23 protein-coding genes are annotated in these 20,834 nt (G+C 73.2%); 4 read left to right on the top strand and 19 right to left on the bottom strand.

What is annotated here, in order from left to right; all coding sequences use genetic code 11:
• Window positions 1–3: 3 nt before the first annotated feature.
• Genes DCS98_RS13085 through DCS98_RS13070 form a run of 4 tightly spaced genes read right to left on the bottom strand, consistent with a single transcriptional unit; the run spans window position 4 to window position 3,181 of the window.
• Window positions 4–1,146 carry an Rv2578c family radical SAM protein gene (locus tag DCS98_RS13085; protein WP_241037865.1) on the bottom strand — a complete coding sequence of 381 codons (1,143 nt, stop codon included), beginning with the start codon at window positions 1,144–1,146 and terminating at the stop codon, window positions 4–6.
• Window positions 1,147–1,174: 28 nt separating this feature from the next.
• Window positions 1,175–1,579 carry a nitroreductase/quinone reductase family protein gene (locus DCS98_RS13080; protein WP_116451796.1) on the bottom strand — a complete coding sequence of 135 codons (405 nt, stop codon included), beginning with the start codon at window positions 1,577–1,579 and terminating at the stop codon, window positions 1,175–1,177.
• Window positions 1,579–2,052, bottom strand: a complete 474-nt coding sequence (locus DCS98_RS13075) for an Lrp/AsnC family transcriptional regulator (protein WP_116451795.1) — start codon at window positions 2,050–2,052, stop codon at window positions 1,579–1,581. Before DCS98_RS13075 ends, DCS98_RS13080 begins: the two co-directional genes overlap by 1 nt.
• Window positions 2,027–3,181 (bottom strand): M24 family metallopeptidase, encoded by a 1,155-nt coding sequence (locus DCS98_RS13070; protein ID WP_241037863.1) that lies wholly within the window; start codon window positions 3,179–3,181, stop codon window positions 2,027–2,029. The genes DCS98_RS13075 and DCS98_RS13070 overlap by 26 nt, the downstream gene beginning before the upstream one ends.
• Before the next feature lie 76 nt (window positions 3,182–3,257).
• Between DCS98_RS13070 and DCS98_RS13065 the strand changes: the two genes are divergently transcribed.
• The gene (locus DCS98_RS13065) at window positions 3,258–4,166 is read left to right on the top strand and encodes a 5'-3' exonuclease (protein WP_116451920.1); all 909 of its coding nucleotides are present in this window, start codon (window positions 3,258–3,260) and stop codon (window positions 4,164–4,166) included.
• A gap of 3 nt (window positions 4,167–4,169) precedes the next feature.
• Here the strand turns inward: DCS98_RS13065 and DCS98_RS13060 are convergent, their stop codons facing one another.
• From DCS98_RS13060 to DCS98_RS13025, 8 genes are all read right to left on the bottom strand, one after another.
• Window positions 4,170–4,859, bottom strand: coding sequence for a DUF4333 domain-containing protein (locus DCS98_RS13060; RefSeq protein WP_116451793.1), 690 nt, complete (start codon window positions 4,857–4,859; stop codon window positions 4,170–4,172).
• Window positions 4,860–4,956: 97 nt separating this feature from the next.
• On the bottom strand, window positions 4,957–7,800 hold the full coding sequence (locus DCS98_RS13055; RefSeq protein ID WP_116451792.1) for a DEAD/DEAH box helicase: 2,844 nt from the start codon (window positions 7,798–7,800) through the stop codon (window positions 4,957–4,959).
• A gap of 34 nt (window positions 7,801–7,834) precedes the next feature.
• The gene (locus DCS98_RS13050; protein ID WP_116451791.1) at window positions 7,835–8,725 is read right to left on the bottom strand and encodes a diacylglycerol/lipid kinase family protein; all 891 of its coding nucleotides are present in this window, start codon (window positions 8,723–8,725) and stop codon (window positions 7,835–7,837) included.
• 10 nt (window positions 8,726–8,735) lie between these two features.
• Window positions 8,736–9,629, bottom strand: a complete 894-nt coding sequence (gene tatC / locus DCS98_RS13045) for a twin-arginine translocase subunit TatC (RefSeq protein ID WP_241037854.1) — start codon at window positions 9,627–9,629, stop codon at window positions 8,736–8,738.
• A gap of 26 nt (window positions 9,630–9,655) precedes the next feature.
• The gene (gene tatA, locus DCS98_RS13040; protein WP_116451790.1) at window positions 9,656–9,976 is read right to left on the bottom strand and encodes a Sec-independent protein translocase subunit TatA; all 321 of its coding nucleotides are present in this window, start codon (window positions 9,974–9,976) and stop codon (window positions 9,656–9,658) included.
• 33 nt (window positions 9,977–10,009) lie between these two features.
• Window positions 10,010–10,225: a hypothetical protein gene (locus DCS98_RS13035; protein WP_116451789.1), complete on the bottom strand. Its 216-nt coding sequence runs from the start codon at window positions 10,223–10,225 to the stop codon at window positions 10,010–10,012.
• A 9-nt stretch (window positions 10,226–10,234) separates the two neighbouring features.
• Window positions 10,235–11,212 (bottom strand): helix-turn-helix transcriptional regulator, encoded by a 978-nt coding sequence (locus DCS98_RS13030; protein WP_116451788.1) that lies wholly within the window; start codon window positions 11,210–11,212, stop codon window positions 10,235–10,237.
• Window positions 11,209–12,186 (bottom strand): helix-turn-helix transcriptional regulator, encoded by a 978-nt coding sequence (locus DCS98_RS13025; RefSeq protein ID WP_116451787.1) that lies wholly within the window; start codon window positions 12,184–12,186, stop codon window positions 11,209–11,211. The genes DCS98_RS13030 and DCS98_RS13025 overlap by 4 nt, the downstream gene beginning before the upstream one ends.
• Before the next feature lie 69 nt (window positions 12,187–12,255).
• Here DCS98_RS13025 and DCS98_RS13020 point away from each other — a divergent pair, with 69 nt between their 5' ends.
• A complete protein-coding gene (locus tag DCS98_RS13020; protein WP_116451786.1) occupies window positions 12,256–13,380 on the top strand; it encodes a DUF3866 family protein in 1,125 nt (374 codons plus the stop codon).
• The gene (locus DCS98_RS13015) at window positions 13,377–13,670 is read left to right on the top strand and encodes a putative quinol monooxygenase (protein WP_116451785.1); all 294 of its coding nucleotides are present in this window, start codon (window positions 13,377–13,379) and stop codon (window positions 13,668–13,670) included. Before DCS98_RS13020 ends, DCS98_RS13015 begins: the two co-directional genes overlap by 4 nt.
• A 4-nt stretch (window positions 13,671–13,674) precedes the next feature.
• On the opposite strand, the gene pafA is transcribed toward DCS98_RS13015, so the two are convergent.
• The 6 genes from pafA to DCS98_RS12985 all read right to left on the bottom strand — a co-directional run bounded on the left by pafA (window position 13,675) and on the right by DCS98_RS12985 (window position 18,133).
• The gene (gene pafA / locus DCS98_RS13010) at window positions 13,675–15,033 is read right to left on the bottom strand and encodes a Pup--protein ligase (RefSeq protein ID WP_116451784.1); all 1,359 of its coding nucleotides are present in this window, start codon (window positions 15,031–15,033) and stop codon (window positions 13,675–13,677) included.
• 82 nt (window positions 15,034–15,115) lie between these two features.
• Complete coding sequence (locus DCS98_RS13005) at window positions 15,116–15,460, bottom strand: hypothetical protein (RefSeq protein ID WP_116451783.1); 345 nt, start codon at window positions 15,458–15,460, stop codon at window positions 15,116–15,118.
• 1 nt (window position 15,461) lies between these two features.
• Entirely contained in the window at window positions 15,462–16,316 is an 855-nt protein-coding gene (prcA, locus tag DCS98_RS13000) for a proteasome subunit alpha (RefSeq protein ID WP_116451782.1), read from the bottom strand.
• A 3-nt stretch (window positions 16,317–16,319) separates the two neighbouring features.
• On the bottom strand, window positions 16,320–17,177 hold the full coding sequence (gene prcB, locus DCS98_RS12995) for a proteasome subunit beta (protein ID WP_206340244.1): 858 nt from the start codon (window positions 17,175–17,177) through the stop codon (window positions 16,320–16,322).
• The gene (locus DCS98_RS12990) at window positions 17,174–17,872 is read right to left on the bottom strand and encodes an endonuclease domain-containing protein (RefSeq protein WP_164704550.1); all 699 of its coding nucleotides are present in this window, start codon (window positions 17,870–17,872) and stop codon (window positions 17,174–17,176) included. Before DCS98_RS12990 ends, prcB begins: the two co-directional genes overlap by 4 nt.
• A gap of 51 nt (window positions 17,873–17,923) precedes the next feature.
• The gene (locus DCS98_RS12985; protein ID WP_116451917.1) at window positions 17,924–18,133 is read right to left on the bottom strand and encodes a ubiquitin-like protein Pup; all 210 of its coding nucleotides are present in this window, start codon (window positions 18,131–18,133) and stop codon (window positions 17,924–17,926) included.
• 321 nt (window positions 18,134–18,454) lie between these two features.
• Here DCS98_RS12985 and DCS98_RS12980 point away from each other — a divergent pair, with 321 nt between their 5' ends.
• Window positions 18,455–19,219, top strand: a complete 765-nt coding sequence (locus DCS98_RS12980) for an ATP synthase subunit B family protein (RefSeq protein WP_164704549.1) — start codon at window positions 18,455–18,457, stop codon at window positions 19,217–19,219.
• A gap of 48 nt (window positions 19,220–19,267) precedes the next feature.
• Here DCS98_RS12980 and dop read toward each other — a convergent pair whose 3' ends face one another.
• On the bottom strand, window positions 19,268–20,773 hold the full coding sequence (gene dop, locus DCS98_RS12975) for a depupylase/deamidase Dop (protein WP_116451779.1): 1,506 nt from the start codon (window positions 20,771–20,773) through the stop codon (window positions 19,268–19,270).
• Window positions 20,774–20,834 lie beyond the last annotated feature (61 nt).

Raw genomic sequence — 20,834 nt, 5'->3', positions numbered from 1 at the left:
CCGTCAGATCAGTGAGAGCTGCTCGCCGCAGGCCGAGGCCTCGCCCACCGGGGTCCGAGGGTCTAGCTGGGCCTTGGGGCGCACGCCGGGCATGCCGCCGGTCGGCAGGCTGCCCTCCGGGAAGCCCACCTCCGGGTCGCCGGGGACCCCGGACGCATCCACCGCCTTGCGGGCGGTTCCACCGCTCTGCCGGTCCAGCCCGTGCTGCGCCAGGAGGGGCGCCACCCTCCGGGCCAGCCAGGTGCGGTACTCGGCGGGCACGTAGGCACGGCGGGCGTAGAGCTGTTGGTAGCGCGGCACGAGCTCCGGGTGCTCGCGAGACAGCCAGTCCATGAACCACTCGCGGGCGCCGGGGCGCAGGTGCAACGGGATGACGGTGACCCCGTGGGCGCCGGCGGCCGCGATCGCCGCCAGGGCGGAGTCCAGGCTCGCCACGTCGTCGGTGAGGCCGGGCAGCACCGGAGCGAGGAAGACTCCGCAGGGGAGCCCCGAGTCAGCCAGCGCCTTCACGAGGTCCAGCCGCGCCCGCGGGCTCGGGACCCCGGGCTCCAGGCCGGCGTGCAACTCGTCGTCCCAGATGGCCATCGAGATCCCGAGGCCGAGCGGGACCTGACGGGCGGCCTCCACGAGCAGCGGGACGTCCCTGCGGAGCAGGGTGCCTTTCGTCAAGATCGAGAACGGCGTTCCGGAGTCGGCCAGGGCGGCGATGACCCCGGGCATCAGCGTGTACCGGCCCTCGGCCCGCTGGTACGGATCGGTGTTGGTGCCCAACGCGACGTGCTCACGCGTCCACGACGGTCGGGCCAGCTCGCGGCGGAGGACCTCGACCAGATTCGTCTTCACGACCACCTGGGTGTCGAAGTCCCTGCCGGAATCCAATTCCAGCCATTCATGCGTTTTCCTAGCAAAGCAATAAACACATTGATGGCTGCAGCCGCGATAAGGATTGATCGTGTACGGGAATGGCATCGCCGATTCTCCGGGAACATGATTCAGGGCGCTCTTCGCGCGGACCTCGTGGAAGGTCAGCCCCGGGAACTCCGGCACCTGCACGCTTCGCAGGAGACCGCGGATGCTCGGCATGCCGGGCAGCGTCGTGGGCTCGTCGAGGTCGAGCCGCTGCGCGTCCCATCGCATGCCCACCATGCGAACACATGTTCGAACCGATGTCCAGTCAGGACGCGGGCAGGTCCACCCGCACCATGACGGCCTCGGCGGGCGACGTACCGGCCGCGCCGTAGACGGCCAGCCCGCGGCCGCACTCTCCCGGGTCCTCGGCCCCCACGACGGCGACCGCCGACCCCGGGAGATGCCGGCCGGCCAGCCACAGGTCGACCGGCGAGGGTGACCGCAGGTTCCGCCACCACGTCTTCCGCTCGGCCTGCCCGACGAGGATCCACACCCGGTCGCCGTCCCGCACGTACTGGCAGACCAGCTCGTGCGGGGTGGCCGTCCGCCGGCCCGTGTACCGGACCACCGCCAGCGACCGGCCGAGGCCCCGCCCGAGCGGCGTCCGCAGCACGCGGCGCAGCACCGGGTTGGCCACCCGGTTGGTCCAGAACCAGGAGCGTGCGGCCATCAGATCGGTGGACGGTCCTCGTAGAAGGTGGAGAGGACGACCGTCGTCCGCGTCGTGACGTTCGCGGCCGCCCGGATGTCCTGCAGCAGGTGCTCCAGCGCGTCGGGCGAGGCCACCCGCACCTTGAGGATGTAGCTCTCCACCCCGGCGACCGAGTGGCACTCCTCGATCTCGGAGAGGTGTGCCAGCCGCGCCGGGGCGTCGTCGGGCTGGGCGACGTCGATGGGCGTGATGGAGACGAAGGCCGTCAGCGGGAGGCCGAGCGCCCTGGCGTCGAGGGTGGCCCGGTACCCGGTGACCAGCCCTCGCTGCTCGAGCCGGCGCACTCGCTGGTGCACCGCCGACACCGACAGACCGACCTTCTCGGCGAGCTCGGTGTAGCTGGCCCGGCCGTCACGGGCCAGCGCGGCGAGGAGCGCGCGGTCGACGTCGACCGCCGCCCCCGGCTCAGCCGGGGAGTTCGACGAGCTCACGGGGACCGTGGTTCAGCACTCGGACGCCGTCCTCGGTGCAGACGACGATGTCCTCGATGCGGGCGCCGCAGCGGCCCGCCAGGTAGATGCCCGGCTCCACCGAGAACGCCATCCCCGGCACCAGCGGGATGTCGTTGCCCTCGACGACGTAGGGCGCCTCGTGGGTGTCCAGCCCGATGCCGTGGCCGGTGCGGTGGATGAAGTGCTCGCCCCAGCCGGCGTCGGCGATGACGGTCCGCGCCGCGGCGTCGATCGACTCCGCCGTCACACCGGGACGCACCGCGTCCGTGGCCGCCCGCTGCGCCGCCTGCAGCACGCCGTACCACTCGGTGACGTCGGGAGCAGCCGCGCCGCCGACGACGTAGGTGCGGGTGCAGTCCGAGCGGTAGCCGGTCGGCGTCCCTCCGCCCAGGTCGACGACGACGACGTCGCCGGCCCCGATGGTCCGGTCGGAGAGCTCGTGGTGCGGGCTGGCGCCGTTCGGACCGGAGCCGACGATGACGAAGTCGACGCTGACGTGGCCCTCCTCCAGGATGGCCGCCGCGATGTCGGCACCGACCTGCGCCTCGGTGCGGCCCACGCGGAGCCACTCCCCCATGCGGGCGTGCACCCGGTCGATGGCGGCGCCGGCGATCGTCAGCTCCTCGATCTCCGCGGCGGACTTCACCATCCGGAGCCGGTCGACGACGGGCGTGGCCAGCTCCAGGGCCGAGCCGGGGACCGCGCGCTGGACGCCGAGCGCGTGCTCGGCCCAGCTGCGGGCGCCCACGCCCACGCGGGAGGGAGCACCGCCCAGGCGCGCCCCCGCGGCGGCGGCCAGCAGGGCGAACGGGTCGTCGGTCTCGTCCCAGGCGAGGACGTCGAGGCCCAGGCCCCCGGCCGGGCTCGCCGAGACCATCGGCGCCTCCAGGCGCGGGACGACGAGGAACGCCTCTCCCCGCGCGGGCACCGCGAGCGCCGTCAGCCGTTCCAGCGGGTGGGCGTTGTAGCCGACCAGGTAGCGCAGGTCGGAACCCGGCGTGAACACGAGCAGGTCCAGCCCCAGCTCGCCGGCGATCTCGCGGGCGGCGTGCACCCGGTCGATCGTCACCAGGGGGCCGGTTCCGGCCGGTGCAGTCGCGGTTCCCACGGGCGCAGACTAACCAGGCAGGACGACGATCTCCGCAATCGTTGCCGGACCGCTACCGTCCGCCATCGTGACGACGATGCTGCTGGATGCCGCCAGCCTCTACTTCCGGGCCTTCTACGGCGTCCCCACCAGCGTGACGACGCCGGACGGCCGGCCGATCAACGCCGTCCGCGGTTTCCTCGACATGACCGCCCGGCTGCTGACGACGCACGGCCCCGACCGGCTCGTGGCCTGCTGGGACGACGACTGGCGGCCGGCCTTCCGCGTCGAGGCGCTGCCCTCCTACAAGGCGCACCGGGTCGCCCCCGAGGGCGGCGAGGAAGTGCCCGACGAGCTCAGCCCCCAGGTGCCGGTGCTCGTCGACGTGCTCGCCGCCGCCGGCATCGACCGCGTCGGTGCCCCCGGCTACGAGGCCGACGACGTCATCGGCACCCTCGCCACCCGGGCCCGCGGCCCGGTCGACGTCGTCACCGGTGACCGCGACCTCTTCCAGCTCGTCGACGACGCCCGGGGCATCCGCATCCTCTACACCGCCCGCGGCATCACCGACATCGAGTTCGTCGACGAGGCGGCGGTGGCCGCCAAGTACGGGATCCCCGGCCGCGCCTACGCCGACTTCGCGGTCCTGCGCGGCGACCCGAGCGACGGGCTGCCGGGCGTGGCCGGCGTCGGCGCCAAGACGGCGGCGGCGCTGATCAACGAGTTCGGCGACCTCGCCGGCATCCGGACGGCCGTGCAGCGGACCGTCGTCCCGAAGCCACCGCTGACCGCCGCGGTCCTGAAGAAGATGCACGCGGCCGCCGGCTACCTCGACGCAGCGCCGGTCGTCGTCGCCGTGGCCCGGACCATCGACCTGCCACCGGTCGAGGGGACGCTCCCCCGCTCCCCTGCCGACCCGGACGCGCTGGCCGAGCTCGCCGAGCGGCACGGCATCGAGAACAGCGTCCGGCGGCTGGGCGCGGCCCTGGGCTGGCAGCTCAGCTGAGGATCAGGGCTCGGTCCAGGTGTAGGCGGCGGTGTCCTCGTCGGTGACCGCGATCTCGAGGGTCACGTCCTCGCCGTCCGCCGTCGTCCCCGTGCACGTGTAGGTCGCGCCCGCCTCGACCTTCATCTCGTCGTCGCAGCTCAGCTCGACGGCGACGCCCTCGCGCTCCTCGAACTGCGTGGCGACGTCGCGCTGCACCGCGTTGCGGTCGAGCACGGTCGAGGACATCGTCATCACCAGGACGACGACCAGGGCGATGAGCACGAGCAGCCCGGCCGTGACCCCGGCGATCAGGCCGACGCGCGACGTCGACGGAGCGGCCGCCGGCTGGCCGTAGGGCTGCTGCCCGAGCGGCGGCTGGCCGTACTGGCCGTAGGGCTGCTGGCCGTACTGCTGCTGGCCGTACTGCTGCTGGCCGTACTGCTGCTGGCCGTACTGGGGTGCCCCGTAGGGCTGGGACGGCGGCTGCTGGGGCTGCCCGTACTGCGGCTGCTGGCCGTACGGCGGAGGGGCGTCCGAGGGCTGGCCGTACGGCTGCTGGCCGTAGGGCTGCTGCGCCGGTGGGCCGTAGGACGGGCCGGGCTCCTGCGGGCGCTCGTAGGACGGCACCGGCTGGGTCGGCTGCCGGTCGGCGTCGCCGGCCGCTCCCGGCGCGCGGCCGGGCTCGTCGCTGCCCTGCGGCGGGTTGGTCATTCGTGGCTCCCCGGTCCGGCGTCCTCCCGCGGCCACCGGCCGCGGGGTGCGAATTCTGCCCTACGACCGGCCCGCGCGGCCGGCGGCGAAACGCCGGTCAGCCCCCGACCGCCACCGCGACGACGCCGCGGCGCACCCGCCCGACCGCGGCGCGGGCCACGGCGGCCACCGGCTCCTCGGCGACCTTGGCCAGCTGGTCGAGCAGGTCGACCAGCTGCCGCGTCCAGCGGACGAAGTCGCCGCCGGACAGCTCCGTCCCCGCCTGCTCGGCGCCGGCCAGGACGCGGTCGAGGCTCTGGCCGTCGGCCCAGCGGTAGGCGGCCCACGCGAAGCCGAGGTCGAGGTCGCGGGTGACCCGGACGCCGTGGTCGGCCTCGACGTCCTGCAGGCGTGACCGGATGCGCCGCATCTCGCCGATGGCGGCCGCCACCTTGCCGGCCGGGACGGCGGGCAGCGACGGGTTGTCGCGCCGGGCCTCGAAGACCACCGTCGAGGCCGCCGCGGCCAGCTCCGCGGGGTTGAGGCCGCGCCACGCACCCGAGCGCAGGCACTCGGCGACCAGCAGGTCGGCCTCCGACCAGATCCGCGCCAGCCGCCGTCCGTCGTCGGTGACCACCGGGACGTCGTCCGCGGCCCCGAGCACCTCGGTGTCGGCGGGCACGAGCGGGGCGACCTCCGGCACCAGGTAGCCCAGCTCCTCCAGGACGTCGCAGGTCGCGTCGAACTGGCGGGTCAGCGACCCCGTGCGGTCGGACATCTTCCTCTGCAGCGCGTCGGCCTCGCGCACGGCGCGCAGCCACCGCTCGGCGACCCGCACCCGCTCCTCGCGGTCGGGCAGCTGGTGCACGGGGTGCTTGCGCAGCGCCTGCCGCAGGTCGGCCAGCACCGGGTCGTCGGCGGCCGCCGAGCGGTTCTTCACCCGGCGGGCACCCAGCTCGTTCTCGACGCGGGCGTTGCGCAGCGTCGACGCGAGGTCGCGGCGGGCGTGCGGGCTGCGGTGGTTGAAGTTCTTCGGGACCTTGACGCGGGCCAGTGCGGTGACCGGCGTCGGGAAGTCGACCGAGCCCAGCCGGCCGGCCCACTTGTCCTCGGTCACGACCAGCGGACGGGGATCGGCGAGGTCGGTGATCCCGGCGTCGATGACGACGGCCAGTCCCTGGCGCCGGCCGCTGGGCACCCGGATCACGTCACCCGGGCGCAGCGCGGCGAGGGCGTCGGCCGCCTCGATGCGCCGCTTGGCCTGCGAGTCGCGGGACAGCTCCTTCTCGCGGTCGGAGATCTCCCGCCGGAGCTGGGCGTACGCGCCGACGTCGCCGCGGTCGGAGTGCATCTCCCTCGCGAACCGCTCGGCCTCCTGCTCGTGCCGGGCAGCCGCCCGGGCCAGGCCCACGACCGACCGGTCTGCCTGGAACTGGGCGAACGACGACGCGAGCAGCTCCCGTGCCCTGGCCCGGCCGAAGGAGCCGACCAGGTTGACGGCCATGTTGTAGCTCGGCCGGAACGAGGACTTGAGCGGGTACGTGCGGGTGCTGGCGAGCCCGGCGACCACCGAGGGGTCCATGCCCGGCGCCCAGATCACGACGGCGTGGCCCTCGACGTCGATGCCGCGACGCCCGGCCCGGCCGGTCAGCTGGGTGTACTCCCCCGGCGTCACGTCGACGTGCGCCTCGCCGTTCCACTTCACCAGCCGCTCGAGGACGACGCTGCGCGCGGGCATGTTGATGCCCAGGGCCAGGGTCTCGGTGGCGAACACGGCCTTCACGAGGCCGCGGACGAAGCACTCCTCGACGGTCTCCTTGAACGCCGGGACGAGCCCCGCGTGGTGGGCGGCGATGCCGGCGAGCAGGCCCTCCCGCCACTCCCAGAAGCCGAGGACGTGCAGGTCCTCCTCCGGCAGCGAGCCGGTGCGCCGGTCGATGATCTCCGCGATCTCGGCCCGCTCCGCCTCGTCGGTGAGACGCAGCCCGGACAGCAGGCACTGGTGCACGGCGGCGTCGCAGCCGTTGCGGCTGAACACGAAGGTGATCGCCGGCAGCAGCCCGGCGGCGTCCAGCCGGCTGATGACGTCGGGGCGCGACGGCGCGCGGTACCGCGGCTTGTTCCAGGAGTCGCGGCGGGAACCGCCGTTGCCGCCGTGCCAGCTGTCGATCCGGCGCTCGTGCTCGCGGACGTAGCGGACCAGCTCCGGGTCGACGACCGACGACCCGCGCTCGCGGGTGGACAGCTCGCGCGGGTTCTCGCCCAGCTCGCCCGCGTGGGCCGCCGGGCGCAGGGCGAACAGGTCGAACACCCGGTTGCCGACCAGCATGTGCTGCCAGAGCGGCACCGGGCGCACCTCGCTGACGACGACCTTCGTGTGGCCGCGGACGGTGACCAGCCAGTCGCCGAACTCCTCGGCGTTGCTCACCGTCGCCGAGAGCGAGACGAGGGTGACCCACTCCGGGAGGTGGATGATCACCTCCTCCCAGACCGCGCCCCGGAAGCGGTCGGCGAGGTAGTGCACCTCGTCCATGACCACGTACCCGAGGCCCTCGATCGCCGGGGAGTCGGCGTAGAGCATGTTGCGCAGCACCTCGGTGGTCATGACCACCACGGGCGCGTTCCCGTTGACCGCGTTGTCGCCGGTCAGCAGGCCGACGGTGTCGGCGCCGTAGCGCTCGACCAGATCGGCGTACTTCTGGTTGGACAGCGCCTTGATCGGCGTCGTGTAGAACGCCTTGCGGCCCTCCGACAGCGCCTTGTGGATGGCGAACTCGCCGACGACGGTCTTGCCGGCCCCGGTCGGCGCGCAGACCAGCACGCCCGAGCCCTCGTCGAGCGCCTCGCACGCCTCGACCTGGAACGGGTCGAGGGAGAAACCCAGCTCGGCGGTGAAGTCCGACAGCGTGGGGTGCGCGGTCCGCCGCCGCGCAGCCGCGTAACGCTCAGCGGGGCTGGACATGCCCCCCACAGTAGGGACCTCCCGGCGGTCGGGCTCAGCGCCCGGTGCCCACCACGTGCAGCGCGCCCGGGACGCACTCGGCGACCGCGGGCAGCGGGGCGACCGGCTCGCCGTCGGCGTAGGTGGTGACGCCCGGGCTCGACAGCTCCACCCGGGATGCGCGGAACACCGACACCGACGGGTGGTCGACGTGCGTGCCGGTGGTCAGCCGCGGCTTGGTGCGCATCAGCTCGAGGCGCGTGGAGGCGCCGACCACGGTGACGTCGAAGAGGCCGTCCGACGGGTCGGCGCCCGGGCAGACCTTCAGCCCGCCGCCGTACCAGGCGGTGTTGCCGACGGCGACCAGCGTGATCGGCAGCGTCTGCGACTCCCCGTCGAGCACGAGCGTGAGCTCGCGCGGCCGGAGGCGGGCCAGCTCGGCCAGGACGGCGACGTCGTAGCGACGGCGTCCCCGGGGCCAGCGCAGCCGGTTGGCGCGGTCGCTCACCGCAGAGTCGAACCCGCAGCAGAGGACCGTCGCCCACCACCGGTCGCCGGTGCGGCCGGCATCGACGGCCCGGCTGGTGCCGGCCGCGAGGTCCTCCGCGGCGGCGCGGGCCGCGGCGACCGGCTCGTCCGGTCCGCCCAGTGCCCGAACCAGGTCGTTGCCCGTTCCGGCCGGGACCATCCCCAGCGGCGTCGCCCTCCCGGCGACGGCCTGCAGGGCGGCGTGCACGGTGCCGTCCCCGCCGACGGCCACCACTGCCCGGGTCCCGGCGGCGACGGCCTTCGCGGCGAGCTGCTCGCCGTCGGCACCGCTGGTGGCCGGCAGCACCTCCGGGGTGAAGCCCGCGTCGCGGAACGCGGCGAGGACGCCCGCGGCCAGCGCGGTGCCACGGCCACGGCCCGCCGACGGGCTGACGAGGAGGGCGACGTCCGCCGTCATCGGGGCCGTGTCATCGGGGGGTGGGCGACGGGGCGTCGTCCAGCGACGACGGCCGCGCGTCGAGCGGGGAGGCCTCGTCGTCGTCGAGGTCGTGGAAGTGCTCGAGCGCCTCGCGCCTGGCCCGGCGCCGGTCCACGACGCGGGCGATCTGGATGGCCAGCTCGAACAGCAGGATCATCGGCCCGGCCATGAGCAGCATGGTGAACGGGTCCTGGGTGGGCGTCACGAACGCGGCGAACACGATGGTGAGGAAGAAGATCCAGCGCCGGCTCCTGCGCAGCACCTCGTAGCTGAGGACGCCGACGAGGTTCAGCGCGATCGCGATCAGCGGCACCTCGAAGCTGACGCCGAACGCCACGAGCAGCGCCAGCACGAAGCCGATGTAGTCCTGCGCGGTCAGGGCGACGACGACGCCGTCCCCCGCCAGGCTCAGCAGGAGCTCGAGGCCGGCCGACAGCGAGATGTAGGCCAGGAGAGCCCCGAGCGCGAACAGCAGCGTGGAGACGGCGACGAACGTGAGGCCGTACCGCTTCTCGTTGCGCTTGAGGCCGGGCGTGATGAACGCCCAGAGCTGGTACAGCCAGACCGGCGCCGAGAGCACCGCGCCGGCCAGGAACGCGACCTTGAGCCGGATGAAGACGCCGCCGAAGACATCGGTGATCAGCAGGCCGCAGGGGCCGTCGTCCTGCGGGAAGCGGAGGTCGGGGTCCAGGCCGCAGTAGGGAGCGCGGATGAAGTCACCGAGACCGTGCTCGTACCACCAGAACGCGACCGCCGTGGCGACCAGGAGCGCCAGCAGCGCCTTGGCGATGCGGTTGCGCAGCTCGGTGAGGTGGGCCACCAGCGACATGGTCGCCTCGGCGTCGCGGGGTGCGCGGCGCCGACGCAGCCGCGGACCGCTCACCGTCGTCCTGCCTGGTACGGGGTGGGTCAGCGGGTGCCGTCGGCCGCGCGGGACTGCTCGGCGCGGGCGCGCAGCTCCGCGGCGCGCGCCTCGGCGACGCGGGCCTCCTCGTGCAGCTGGGCGGTCAGGTCGCTGTCGGCCGGGGTGGGCGGCACGATCTCGCCGCGAACGGTCGTCCGGGCGGCGTCCTTGCCGCGCACGTCGTCGTCCTTCATGCCCTTCATCTCGCCCTTGAAGATCCGCAGCGAGCGGCCGAGGGAGCGCGAGGCGTCGGGCAGCTTCTTGTAGCCGAACAGCAGCAGGATCGCCAGGATGATTAGGCCGATCTCCAGCGGGCCGAGATTCACTGGTCCTCCAGGGGTGTGGGTCTCCGGGGAATGCTACGCCGAAGGGCGTTCGGATCCCGGGCCCCGCGCGGTTGCCCCCGCCCGGTCCACCGTCGCCTGGACCTGCTCCAGCAGGGGGCGGGCGTCGCGCTCCGCGGCCGCGAGCTCCCGGTTCAGCCGGCCGAACGCGCCCAGCACGCCGTAGGCCACGACGCCCAGCACGAGCAGCGCGAGCACCACCGCGGCGGCCAGCAGGATCCAGAACAGCACGCGGCGACCCTAGCCGGTGGGCCCGACCCCGTAGCGGGCCAGCGCGGCACGCGCGTCGGCGGCGACCTGGGTGGCGAGATCGGCCGGCTCGTCCACCAGCGCCTCACCGCCGAGCGAGGCGACCAGCCGGCGCGCCCAGGCCAGGTCCTGCGTGCGGACCGTCACCGCGAGGCCACCGGGCGGGTCCTCGACCGGCTGCACCGAGTCGACCGGGTAGTAGTCGGCCACCCAGCGTGCGCCCCGGGAGAGCCGCAGGCGGACCGCCGGCGAGTCCGGGTCGGGCTGGTAGACGCCGTTGTCGACGTCCCGCTCGTGCGCCTCCGGGGGCGGTGCGGCCCGCTCGTCGAGGACGACGACGTCGTCGACCCGGTCGAGCCGGAACAGCCGCACGCCCTCGGACCGGCGGCACCACGCCTCGAGGTACCACTTCCCGTCGACCAGGAGCAGGCGCATGGGGTCGACGGTCCGCTCGGTCCGCTCGTCGCGGGTGGGCACGTAGTAGTGCAGGTGCAGGGCGCGCTTGCGCTCCAGGCCGTCGCGGACGACGGCGAGCGCCTCCTCCCGCGCGTCGACGCTCACGGCGACGGGCGTGACGCCTTCGGCGGCGTGGCCGGCAGCGGCCGAGACCTTGGCCAGCGCACGGCTGACGGCGTCCCGCTCGGCGAGGCCGGGCAGCTCCAGCAGGGTCTTCAGGGCGACGACGAGCGCGACGGCCTCGTCGGTGGTCAGGCGCAGCGGCCGGACCATGCCGGCCGGGAAGGTGACGCGGACCCGGTCGCCCTCGAACGAGAGGTCGATGAGGTCGCCGGGGCCGTACCCGGGCAGGCCGCACATCCAGAGCAGCTCGAGGTCGCTGCGCAGCTGGCGCTCGGTGACCCCGAAGTCGCGGGCGGCCTCGGCCACCCGGACGCCGTCCGCGCGGGCGGTCAGGTAGGGGACCAGCGCGAGCAGGCGGGTCATGCGGTCGGTCGTGCCGGTGGCGGTCATGCCGGCGTCGCCATGGCGGCCAGCCGGGTCAGGCGCGCGATGACGGCCTCGCGCATCTCGCCGGGCGCCTCGACGAGGACGTCGGCGCCGTAGGCGGCGAGCTGGTCGGCGAGGCTGCCGGGCTCGGTGGTGCGCAGCTGGAGCCGGTCGTCACCGTCCTCGGCCGGGCCGAGCGGGGTGGCGTGCCGGCGCAGCCCGATGGCCGTGCCCGGACGGGCGCGGACGACCACGAGCTGCTCCTCACCGGTCACCTGACCGGCGACCACCTCGCTGAGGTCCAGGCCCTCCGGCGGCTCGAAGGCGTTCGCCGGGCCGGTGGCCTTCGGCGCCCCGACGACGCGGGAGAGGCGGAAGACGCGGGGCGCCCGCCGGTCGAGGTCCTGCCCGACGAGGTACCAGCGGCCGTGCCAGGCGACGACGCCCCACGGCTGGACACGGCGGCGTGCCGGGGTGTCCTCGTCGGGCCGCTGGTAGCCGAACTCGAGCTGGCGGCGGTCGCGGGCGGCGGCGTAGCAGGGCTCGAACGCCGGCTCGCCGGCGTCCAGGCGGGGTTGCAGCGGGATGGCGCGGGAGCTGTCCACGTCGATGCCCGCGGCCTTGAGCTTGACCAGGGCGCTGTGCGCGGGGCCGGCCAGCTGGGCGGACTCCCACAGCCGCAGCGCCAGCCCGACGGCGGCGGCCTCCTCACCGGTGAGGTGGATCTCGGGCAGCTCGTAGTCCGCGCGGGCGATGCGGTAGCCGTCCTCGGTGTCGAAGACGCTGGTGCGCCCGGTCTCCAGCGGGACGCCCATCTCGCGCAGCTCGGCCTTGTCCCGCTCGAACATCCGCTTGAAGGCCTCGTCGGCGCGCTCGGAGCCGTCGTCGGCCTCGTAGCCGGGGACGGTGGCGCGGATCCGGGCCGCGGTGACGAACTGCCGGGTGCTGAGCAGGGCGATGACCAGGTTCACCAGTCGTTCCGCCCGCTTGGCCGCCATGGCGCCCAGGCTAGTCAGACGCCACGGCTCCGGTGCGCCGGTGTCGTCGGCGCTGGCTAGCCTGCCTGCATGCCCTTCTCCTCGTCCCCTCCCCCGCCCATGCGCATCCGCTGGCGGCGCGGCCGGGTGACGGCGACCGGCCGGCGGGGCCGCGACAGCCTCCAGCTCACCGTCGAGGTGCCCGAGGAGGGCCAGCTGCCCGCGCTGGCCTACCCGTCGCTGGTGGGCATCCCCCAGGTCGGGGACGACGTGCTGCTCAACACGACCGCGCTGGCGCAGGGCCTGGGCACGGGCGGCGTCGCCATGGTGGTGGCGGTCCCCGACCGCCTGCCGCCGGATCCGGAGGGGCCGGGGCACCTGGTGAAGGCGCGGTACACGCCGCTGCAGGCGACCGTCACCGGCGTCGACGAACAGGAGACCGAGCACCACGCGCTCCTGGCCGAGGCCGATTCGCTCGACGGCCTGCCCGTGGTGGTGGCCGACCTGCACTCCGCGCTGCCGGCGATCCTGATCGGGATGCTGGCGACCGACCCGGACCTCAAGGTCGCCTACGTCATGACCGACGGCGGGGCGCTGCCCGCGGCGTTCTCGCGGACTCTGGACACCCTGGCGTCGTCGCTGGCGGGGGTGATCACCGTGGGGCAGGCGTTCGGCGGCGACCTGGAGGCGGTCACGGTGCACACCGGGCTGCTGGCCGCCCGCCACGTGCTGGGCGCCGACCTGGCGATCGTCACCCAGGGGCCGGGCAACCTCGGCACCGGGACGCCGTGGGGCTTCTCCGGGGTGGCCGCCGGTGAGGCGTGCAACGCGGTGACGGTGCTGGGCGGCGAGGCGATCGGCGCGCTGCGGATCTCCGACGCCGACCCGCGCATCCGCCACCGCGGGGTCTCCCACCACTCGCTGACGGCCTTCGGCCGGGTGGCGCTGGGCGGGGTCACGCTGGTCGCACCGCGCGGGCTGTCCTCCGAGCTCGGCGGGCAGGTCGACGAGGACCTGGCCGGCCAGCCCGAGCGGAACCCGGTGGTCTGGGTGGACACCGACGGCCTGGACGACGCCTTGGTCCTCTCCCCCGTGCCGCTGCGCACGATGGGCCGCGGCTACCCGGAGGAGCGGGCGTACTTCCTGGCGGCCGCGGCGGCGGGGCGCTTCGCCGCGCTGCGGGTGCCGGTCCCCGAGGCCGAGCCCGCCCCGTGATCATCGTGGCCGGGTGGCTGCGGGTCGCCGCCGCCGATCGCGGCCGCTACCTGGCGGCGGTCGTCGACGTCGCCCGGCTGGCGCGAGCTGCTCCGGGCTGCCTGGACTTCACGCAGGCGGCCGACCCGCTCGACGCCGAGCGCATCACCGTCTACGAGCGCTGGGAGTCCGACGAGGACCTGCTGCGCTTCCGCTCCTCGGGCGGTCCCGACGCGCCGCAGCCGCAGGTGCCGGAACTCCTCTCCGCCGACGTCCGGAAGTACCGGATCTCCGCGGTCGAGGCGCCCTGACCGCTCACATGCTCGCGATGAGCTTGTCCACGCGGTCGTCGACGGCCTTGAACGGGTCCTTGCACAGCACGGTGCGCTGCGCCTGGTCGTTGAGCTTGAGGTGCACCCAGTCGACGGTGAAGTCGCGGCGCTTCTCCTGGGCCTTGCGGATGAACTCGCCGCGGAGCTTCGCGCGGGTGGTCTGCGGCGGCACGTTCTTGGCCTCGAAGATGCGCGGCTCGTGGGCGACCCGCTCGACCTGGCCGGCCCGCTCCAGCAGGTAGTAGAGGCCGCGCCGGCGGCTGATGTCGTGGTAGGCGAGGTCCATCTGGGCGATCCGCGGGTGGCTCAGCGGCAGGTCGCGCTTGGCCCGGTACCGCTCGAGCAGGCTGAACTTGATCGCCCAGTCGACCTCCCGGTCGATCAGCGACAGGTCCTCGGTGTCGACGGCCTTGAGGACCCGGCCCCACAGCTCCAGCATCTGCCGGTGCTCGGCGCTGCAGCCCTCGCGGTCGACGAACTCCATGGCCCGGGAGTGGTACTCGGACTGGATCTCCAGCGCCGACATCTCCTTGCCGTTGGCGAGGCGGACCTTGCGGCGGCCGGTCATGTCGTGGCTGATCTCGCGGATGGCCCGGATCGGGTTTTCCAGCGTCATGTCCTTGATCGGGGTGCCGGCCTCGATCATCCGCAGCACGAGGTCGGTCATCGTGACCTTCAGCAGCGTCGTCGTCTCGCTCATGTTGGAGTCGCCGACGATGACGTGCAGCCGCCGGTAGCGTTCGGCGTCGGCGTGCGGCTCGTCGCGGGTGTTGATGATCGGCCGGGAGCGCGTCGTGGCGCTGGAGACGCCCTCCCAGATGTGCTCGGCGCGCTGGCTGACGCAGTAGATGGCGCCCCGCGGCGTCTGCAGCACCTTGCCGGCGCCGACGACGATCTGCCGGCTGACGAGGAATGGGATGAGGACGTCGGCGAGCCTGCTGAACTCGCCGTGCCGACCGACGAGGTAGTTCTCGTGGCAGCCGTAGCTGTTGCCGGCGGAGTCGGTGTTGTTCTTGAACAGGTAGATGTCGCCGGTGACGCCTTCCTCGGCGAGGCGCTGCTCGGCGTCGACCAGCAGGCCTTCGAGGATCCGCTCCCCCGCCTTGTCGTGGACGACGAGCTCGGTGAGGTCGTCGCACTCGGCAGTGGCGTACTCGGGGTGGCTGCCGACGTCGAGGTAGAGCCGGGAGCCGTTGCGCAGGAACACGTTGGAGCTGCGGCCCCAGGAGACCACGCGCCGGAAGAGATAGCGGGCGACCTCGTCCGGGGACAGCCGGCGCTGGCCCTTGAAGGTGCACGTGACGCCGTACTCGGTCTCGATGCCGAAGATCCGTCGGTCCACGATCCGAGACTAGGCCGCCCGGGCGACAGAGCGCGTGTCCCGTGCCACAGGACGGGTCACGACCAGGTGAACGTTCGCCGGCTCACTCGCCGTCCAGCCGGTCCAGGAGCTCGCTGAACGCCTTCTCGATGGCGTCGTGGTCGTTCTGCGCGGCGCGCTGCTTGCCGTGGATCAGCGCGGCGCGGTTGACCGTCGAGAAGTCGCCGTACGGGAACTTGTACCGGCCCTTCGTCTCCTCGGACGCATCCGGGTCGACGGCGAGGTGCCACCGCCCGTAGCCCTCGTAGCCGTGCGCCTCGATCTCGGCGTTGCCGTCGTCGGCGCTGGGGGCGGCGTCGGACCACTCGGTGTCGACGTCGACCTTCCCGGCGTCGATGAGCTTCCGGGCCTGCTCCAGGGCGTCCTCGTTGACGCGGTAGTTCGGCATGTCAGTCCTGCGGGGTGTGCTCGGCTCCGCCCGCGGTGTCGGGGTTGGCCGGATCGCCCAGGCCGGCGGGCGTGCCCGGCTCGGAGACGCTGGGCGCGTGGGCAGCGGTCGCCGGGGCGTCCTGGACGGCGTCGGGCGTGGCCTCCTCGCCGAGCAGCCGGCGGAGGGCGGAGCCGGTGACCCGGCGGAAGGCGCGCTTGGGGCGGCGCCGGTCGAGCACCGCGACCTCGAGCTGGGCACCGGTGAGGCGGGTGGGCCCGCCGTTGGTGGCGCCCGCGGTGACGGGGCTGACCGCGGACAGGGCGCGCACGCCGACGTCCAGGGCGTCGGACAGGCCCATGCCGGAGTGGAAGTGCTCGCGCAGGTTGCCCGTCACGGCCTCGGCCTGACCGCCCATGACCACGAAGTCCGGCTCGTCGACGATCGAACCGTCGAAGGTGAGGCGGTAGAGCTGGTCGGCCTCCGGACGGTCCCCGACCTCGGCGACGCAGAGCTCGACCTCGAACGGCTTGGTCTGCTGGGTGAAGATCTCGCCGAGGGTCTGGGCGTAGGCGTTCGCGATGACCCGGCCGGTGACGTCGCGCCGGTTGTAGGAGTAGCCGCGCACGTCGGCCAGGCGCACGCCCGCGACGCGCAGGCTCTCGAACTCGCTGTAGCGGCCGACGGCCGCGAAGCCGATGCGGTCGTAGAGCTCGCCCACCTTGTGCAGGGTCGAGCTGGGGTTCTCGGCGATGAAGAGGACCCCGTCGGCATACGTGAGGACGGCGACGCTGCGGCCGCGGGAGATGCCCTTGCGGGCGTACTCCGAGCGGTCCCGCATGAGCTGTTCGGGAGAGGCGTAGTACGGCATGGTCATGGCTCAGGCCTCCCGGTCCATGTTGCGGCGGTCGGCCTCGGCGCGTTCGGTGACGATCGTGTCGGCGACGGCGGCCACCTCGGCGTCGGTGAGGCGGACGGCGCCCTCGTCGTCCACCCGGTAGACGATCGGGTACAGCCGGCGGACGGGGTCGGGGCCACCGGTGGCCGAGTCGTCGTCGGCGGCGTCGTAGAGGGCCTCGACGATGGTGCGGGTGGCCTCGTCGGCGGGCAGGCCGCTGCGCCAGGTCTTCTTGAGGCTGTTCTTGGCGAACAGGGAGCCGGACCCGACGGCGGCGTAGCCGCGCTCCTCGTAGTTCCCGCCGGTGACGTCGTAGCTGAAGATGCGGCCGGGCGTGGTGCCCGGGCCGGCGTCGAGGTCGAAGCCGGCGAACAGCGGGACGACGGCCAGGCCCTGCATGGCGGCGCCGAGGTTGCCGCGGATCATCTGGGCGAGGCGGTTGGCCTTGCCGTCGAGGGACATCGTGAGGCCCTCGATCTTCTCGTAGTGCTCGAGCTCGACCTGGTAGAGCTTCACCATCTCGATGGCGATGCCGGCGGCGCCGGCGATGCCGATGACGCTGTAGGAGTCGGCCGGGTAGACCTTCTCGATGTCGCGGCTGGAGATCAGGTTGCCCATGGTGGCGCGCCGGTCGCCGCCCATGAGGACGCCGCCCTCGTAGGTGACGGCCACGATCGTCGTGCCGTGCGGGGCGAGGTCACCGACGGGCATGGTCGGGACGGGGCGCCGGCCGGGCAGGAGGTCAGGCGCGGCGGCCGACAGGAAGTCGGTGAACGAGGAGCCCACCCGGTCCAGGTACGCGGGCGGGAACCCGCTCCGGCCGATCGACTGCTCGCTCACCCATCCGCCTCTCCCGCCTGCGTGCGCCGGCGTGAACCGCTGCTCCGCCCGGTGCTCCGCGTGCTGGTGCCGCTGGCTCCTGGGCGTCGTTGCGACCCTACCGGCGGCTCCCCGGGCCGGCTGGCCCCGTCCTCCGCAGCGCGCGCCGCCTCGGCGACAGCTTCGATCGCTTGGTTCTCCCGATGTCCCTGGACATGTAGGGCGGCCACCTGGAGGAGGTAGGGCTCGTCGCGGAACAGGCCCAGGCCCTGGTTGCACCGCTGGCAGAGGAATGCCCGGACCTTGCCCGTCACGTGATCGTGATCGAGGCGCTCGGGCTCGGACGCACCACAGATGCCGCAACGGTCCTGCTGCGCCGCGCGCAAGGCGCTCAATTCCCGATGGGTGAGCTTGTACTTCCGGAAGTAGTAGGCGTTGCTGCTTGCGATGCTCTTGCACGACTTGCACCAGCCGGTCAGGCCCGACGCGGTGCGGCTGCTCTTGTCGAAGTTCTGGTGGGCAACCTCCTGCTCGCACGCGGGGCGCCACCGGAACCCGTCCGGGACCCACGAGTGGTCCCTGACCGTCTTTCCCATCGCGTTCCTGCGCTTGCGGTAATGCGCATTGCTCTTGGCCCGGTTGCAGGATCGGCAGTAGAAGGAGAGACCGTCTCCGAGTGATCGATTGCGACCGAACTCAGCAGGCGGCTTGTCCACCCCGCATGAGGGACAGCGTTTCACGGTCACAAAGTCGGTGACGCAGAGCGATCACTCGCCTCCCTTCTGTACGTACTGGCGCACGAACTCCTCACTGTTCTCCTCGAGCACCTCGTCGATCTCGTCCAGCAGGGAGTCGACGTCCTCGGTCATCTCCTTGTGGCGTTCGGCGACCTCGGTGTCGACCGACGCCTCGACCTCGTCGGTCTCCTCGCGCGAACGGGTCGCCTTCTGCTGTCCGCCGGTGTCCCTCGTGGCCATGGCCGCCTCCACGTTGTGCTCGAGCCCAGTGCTCCAGGAAAACGTACTCGCCACAACCGACAGCCGGGCCGCGCCGGGCCAGGTCCGGCACCACTTCCCTCCTCCGGGCGACCGCAGGCGAGGGGGGCCGGACGAGCAGACCCGCCGGCGGCTGTCTCGGGACCGTCATCGCTCTGTCACGGCCTTGCAGTCGTGGCAGGCGTCCCCCGGGGGAACACGACGAAGAGGAGCCGCGCACCACGGCGACGGCTCCCGGCCGCGGAGCCCGGTTGGGGCCGACGGTCGCACCAGCTGAGAGCCACAGATGAGGGAGACCACACCGTGACGATGCGATCGCGAGGACGACGACATGCCCTGGCCGGCGCGGGAGCGGCGGCCCTGACGGCAGCGGCGGTGTTCGTCGGGCCCGCAGCGTCGGCCGCCCCGTCGGACCAGATCGAGCAGGCCGCCGAGGCGGTCCAGGAGGAGGCCGAGGAGGCGGTCGAGGAGGCCGAAGCCGCGCTGGAGGAGGCGCAGGAGCAGGCGGAGGAGGCCACCGGCGAGGCCCGGGAAGAAGCCCAGGAGGCCGTGGACGAGGCCGAGGCGGCTGTTGAAGACGCGCGACAGCAGGCCGAGCAAGCTCTCGAGGAGGCGCAGCAACAGGCCGACGAGGCCCAGGAGTCGGCCGGCGACGTCTTCGGCGACCTGCCCCGGGTCAGCCCCGGTGACTGGCTCCCCGACGACCTCCGGGAGGACCTGGAGAGCCTGCAGCAGACGCCGGCGAGCGAGCGGACCGAACGCCTGCAGGAGATCATCGACGCCGCCACGGACGGGGACTACGGCGACGAGGTCCAGCGCTGGAGCCAGCGGATGGGCGGCCTGCTCGCCTCCCTCCCGCAGGAGCTGCGGCAGGACATCCAGCAGGTCATCGGACAGGAACCGGAGGAGGCGCGTGCCGACGTCCGGCAGATCGTCGAGGATGCAGTCGACGGTGAGTACGGCGAGGACGTCGAGCAGTGGGCCGACTGGCTGCGGGACACCGCTCAGCGCTGGGACCTGGCCCGCAGCATCCAGGGCGTGGGCCCCACCGGCGACGACGGCAACTGAGAACGCACGTGGACCGGGACGTCGTCCGACGAGCGGACGAGCGGCGGCTCACGATCCGGTGATGGTGTCCACGAGCTCCTGCGCCGTCGCCGACGCCTCGAAGAGGGCGCCCACGTGCTCGCGGGTCCCCCGCAGCGGCTCCATCGTCGGGATGCGGACCAGGTTCTCCCGGCCCAGGTCGAAGACCACCGAGTCCCAGGACGCCGCCGCGACCTGGGACGGGTAGCGCCGCAGGCACTCGCCCCGGAAAAAGGCACGGGTGTCCCCCGGCGGGTGCACCATCGCCCGGGAGACCTCGTCGTCGGTCAGCAGGCGCTGCATCGAGCCGCGGGCCACGAGGCGGTTGTAGAGGCCCTTCTCGGGCCGGATGTCGGAGTACTGCAGGTCGACCAGCTGCAGCCGCGAGTCGCCCCACGAGAGCCCGTCGCGGTTGCGGTACCCCTCCAGCAACCGCAGCTTGGCCGGCCAGTCCAGGCGGTCGGCGCAGCGCATGGGGTCGACTGCCAGGTCGTCGAGCACCTCGGCCCACCGCCGCAGCACGTCCCCGGTCTGCTCGTCGGACTCCCCCTGCGTCGCGACGAACTTCTCCGCCTGCTCCAGGTAGACCCGCTGGACGTCGATCGCGGTCATGCGCCGCCCGTCGCGCAGCCGCACCAGGTGGGTGAGCGTCGGGTCGTGGCTGATCGCCTGCAGCGCCTCGACCGGCTCCTCGATGGCGAGGTCCCGCGGCAGCGCCCGTGCCTCGATCATCGCCAGCACCAGCGACGTCGTCCCGACCTTGAGGTACGTGGAGAGCTCGGCGAGGTTCGCGTCGCCGATGATCACGTGCAGCCGGCGGTACTTGTCGGCATCGGCGTGCGGCTCGTCGCGGGTGTTGATGATCGGGCGCTTCAACGTCGTCTCGAGGCCGACCTCGACCTCGAAGAAGTCGGCCCGCTGCGACAGCTGGAAGCCCTGCGTCCGGCCCTCCGTCCCGATGCCGACCTTGCCGGCGCCGGCGAACACCTGCCGCGTCACGAAGAACGGCACCAGGCCCCGGATGATGTCGATGAACGGCGTCTTCCGGTCCATCAGGTAGTTCTCGTGCGCCCCGTACGAGGCGCCCTTGCCGTCGGTGTTGTTCTTGTAGAGCTGGATCGTCGGCTGGCCGGGGATGCGCGCGGCCCGGCGCGAGGCCTCCGCCATCACCTGCTCCCCCGCCTTGTCCCACAGGACGACGTCGCGCGGGTTGGTGACCTCCGGCGTCGAGTACTCCGGGTGCGCGTGGTCGACGTACAGCCGCGCCCCGTTGGTCAGGATGACGTTGGCCATCCCGGTGTCCTCGTCGAGGTCGTTGTGGTCCAGCGCCTGCGCCGGCGACAGGTCGAAGCCGCGCGCGTCGCGCAGCGGCGACTCCTCTTCGAAGTCCCACCGGGGACGACGCGGCGTCGGTGCCTCCGCCACGGCCCAGGCGTTCACCACCTGGCTGGACAGCGTCGTCGGGTTCGCCGTCGGCTGCCCCGGCACCGAGATGCCGTACTCGACCTCGGTGCCCATGACCCGCCGCACGCTCATGCGCCAACCCTAGGCCGCGCCCCGACCGGACGGCCCGCGGCTCCCGGACGACGACGGTCGG

It is taken from the genome of Blastococcus litoris (assembly GCF_003075095.1).
GTDB classification, from domain to species: domain Bacteria; phylum Actinomycetota; class Actinomycetes; order Mycobacteriales; family Geodermatophilaceae; genus Blastococcus_B; species Blastococcus_B litoris.
Note: the sequence above shows the minus strand (reverse complement) of the source record. Positions and strands in the feature narration are given on the sequence as shown.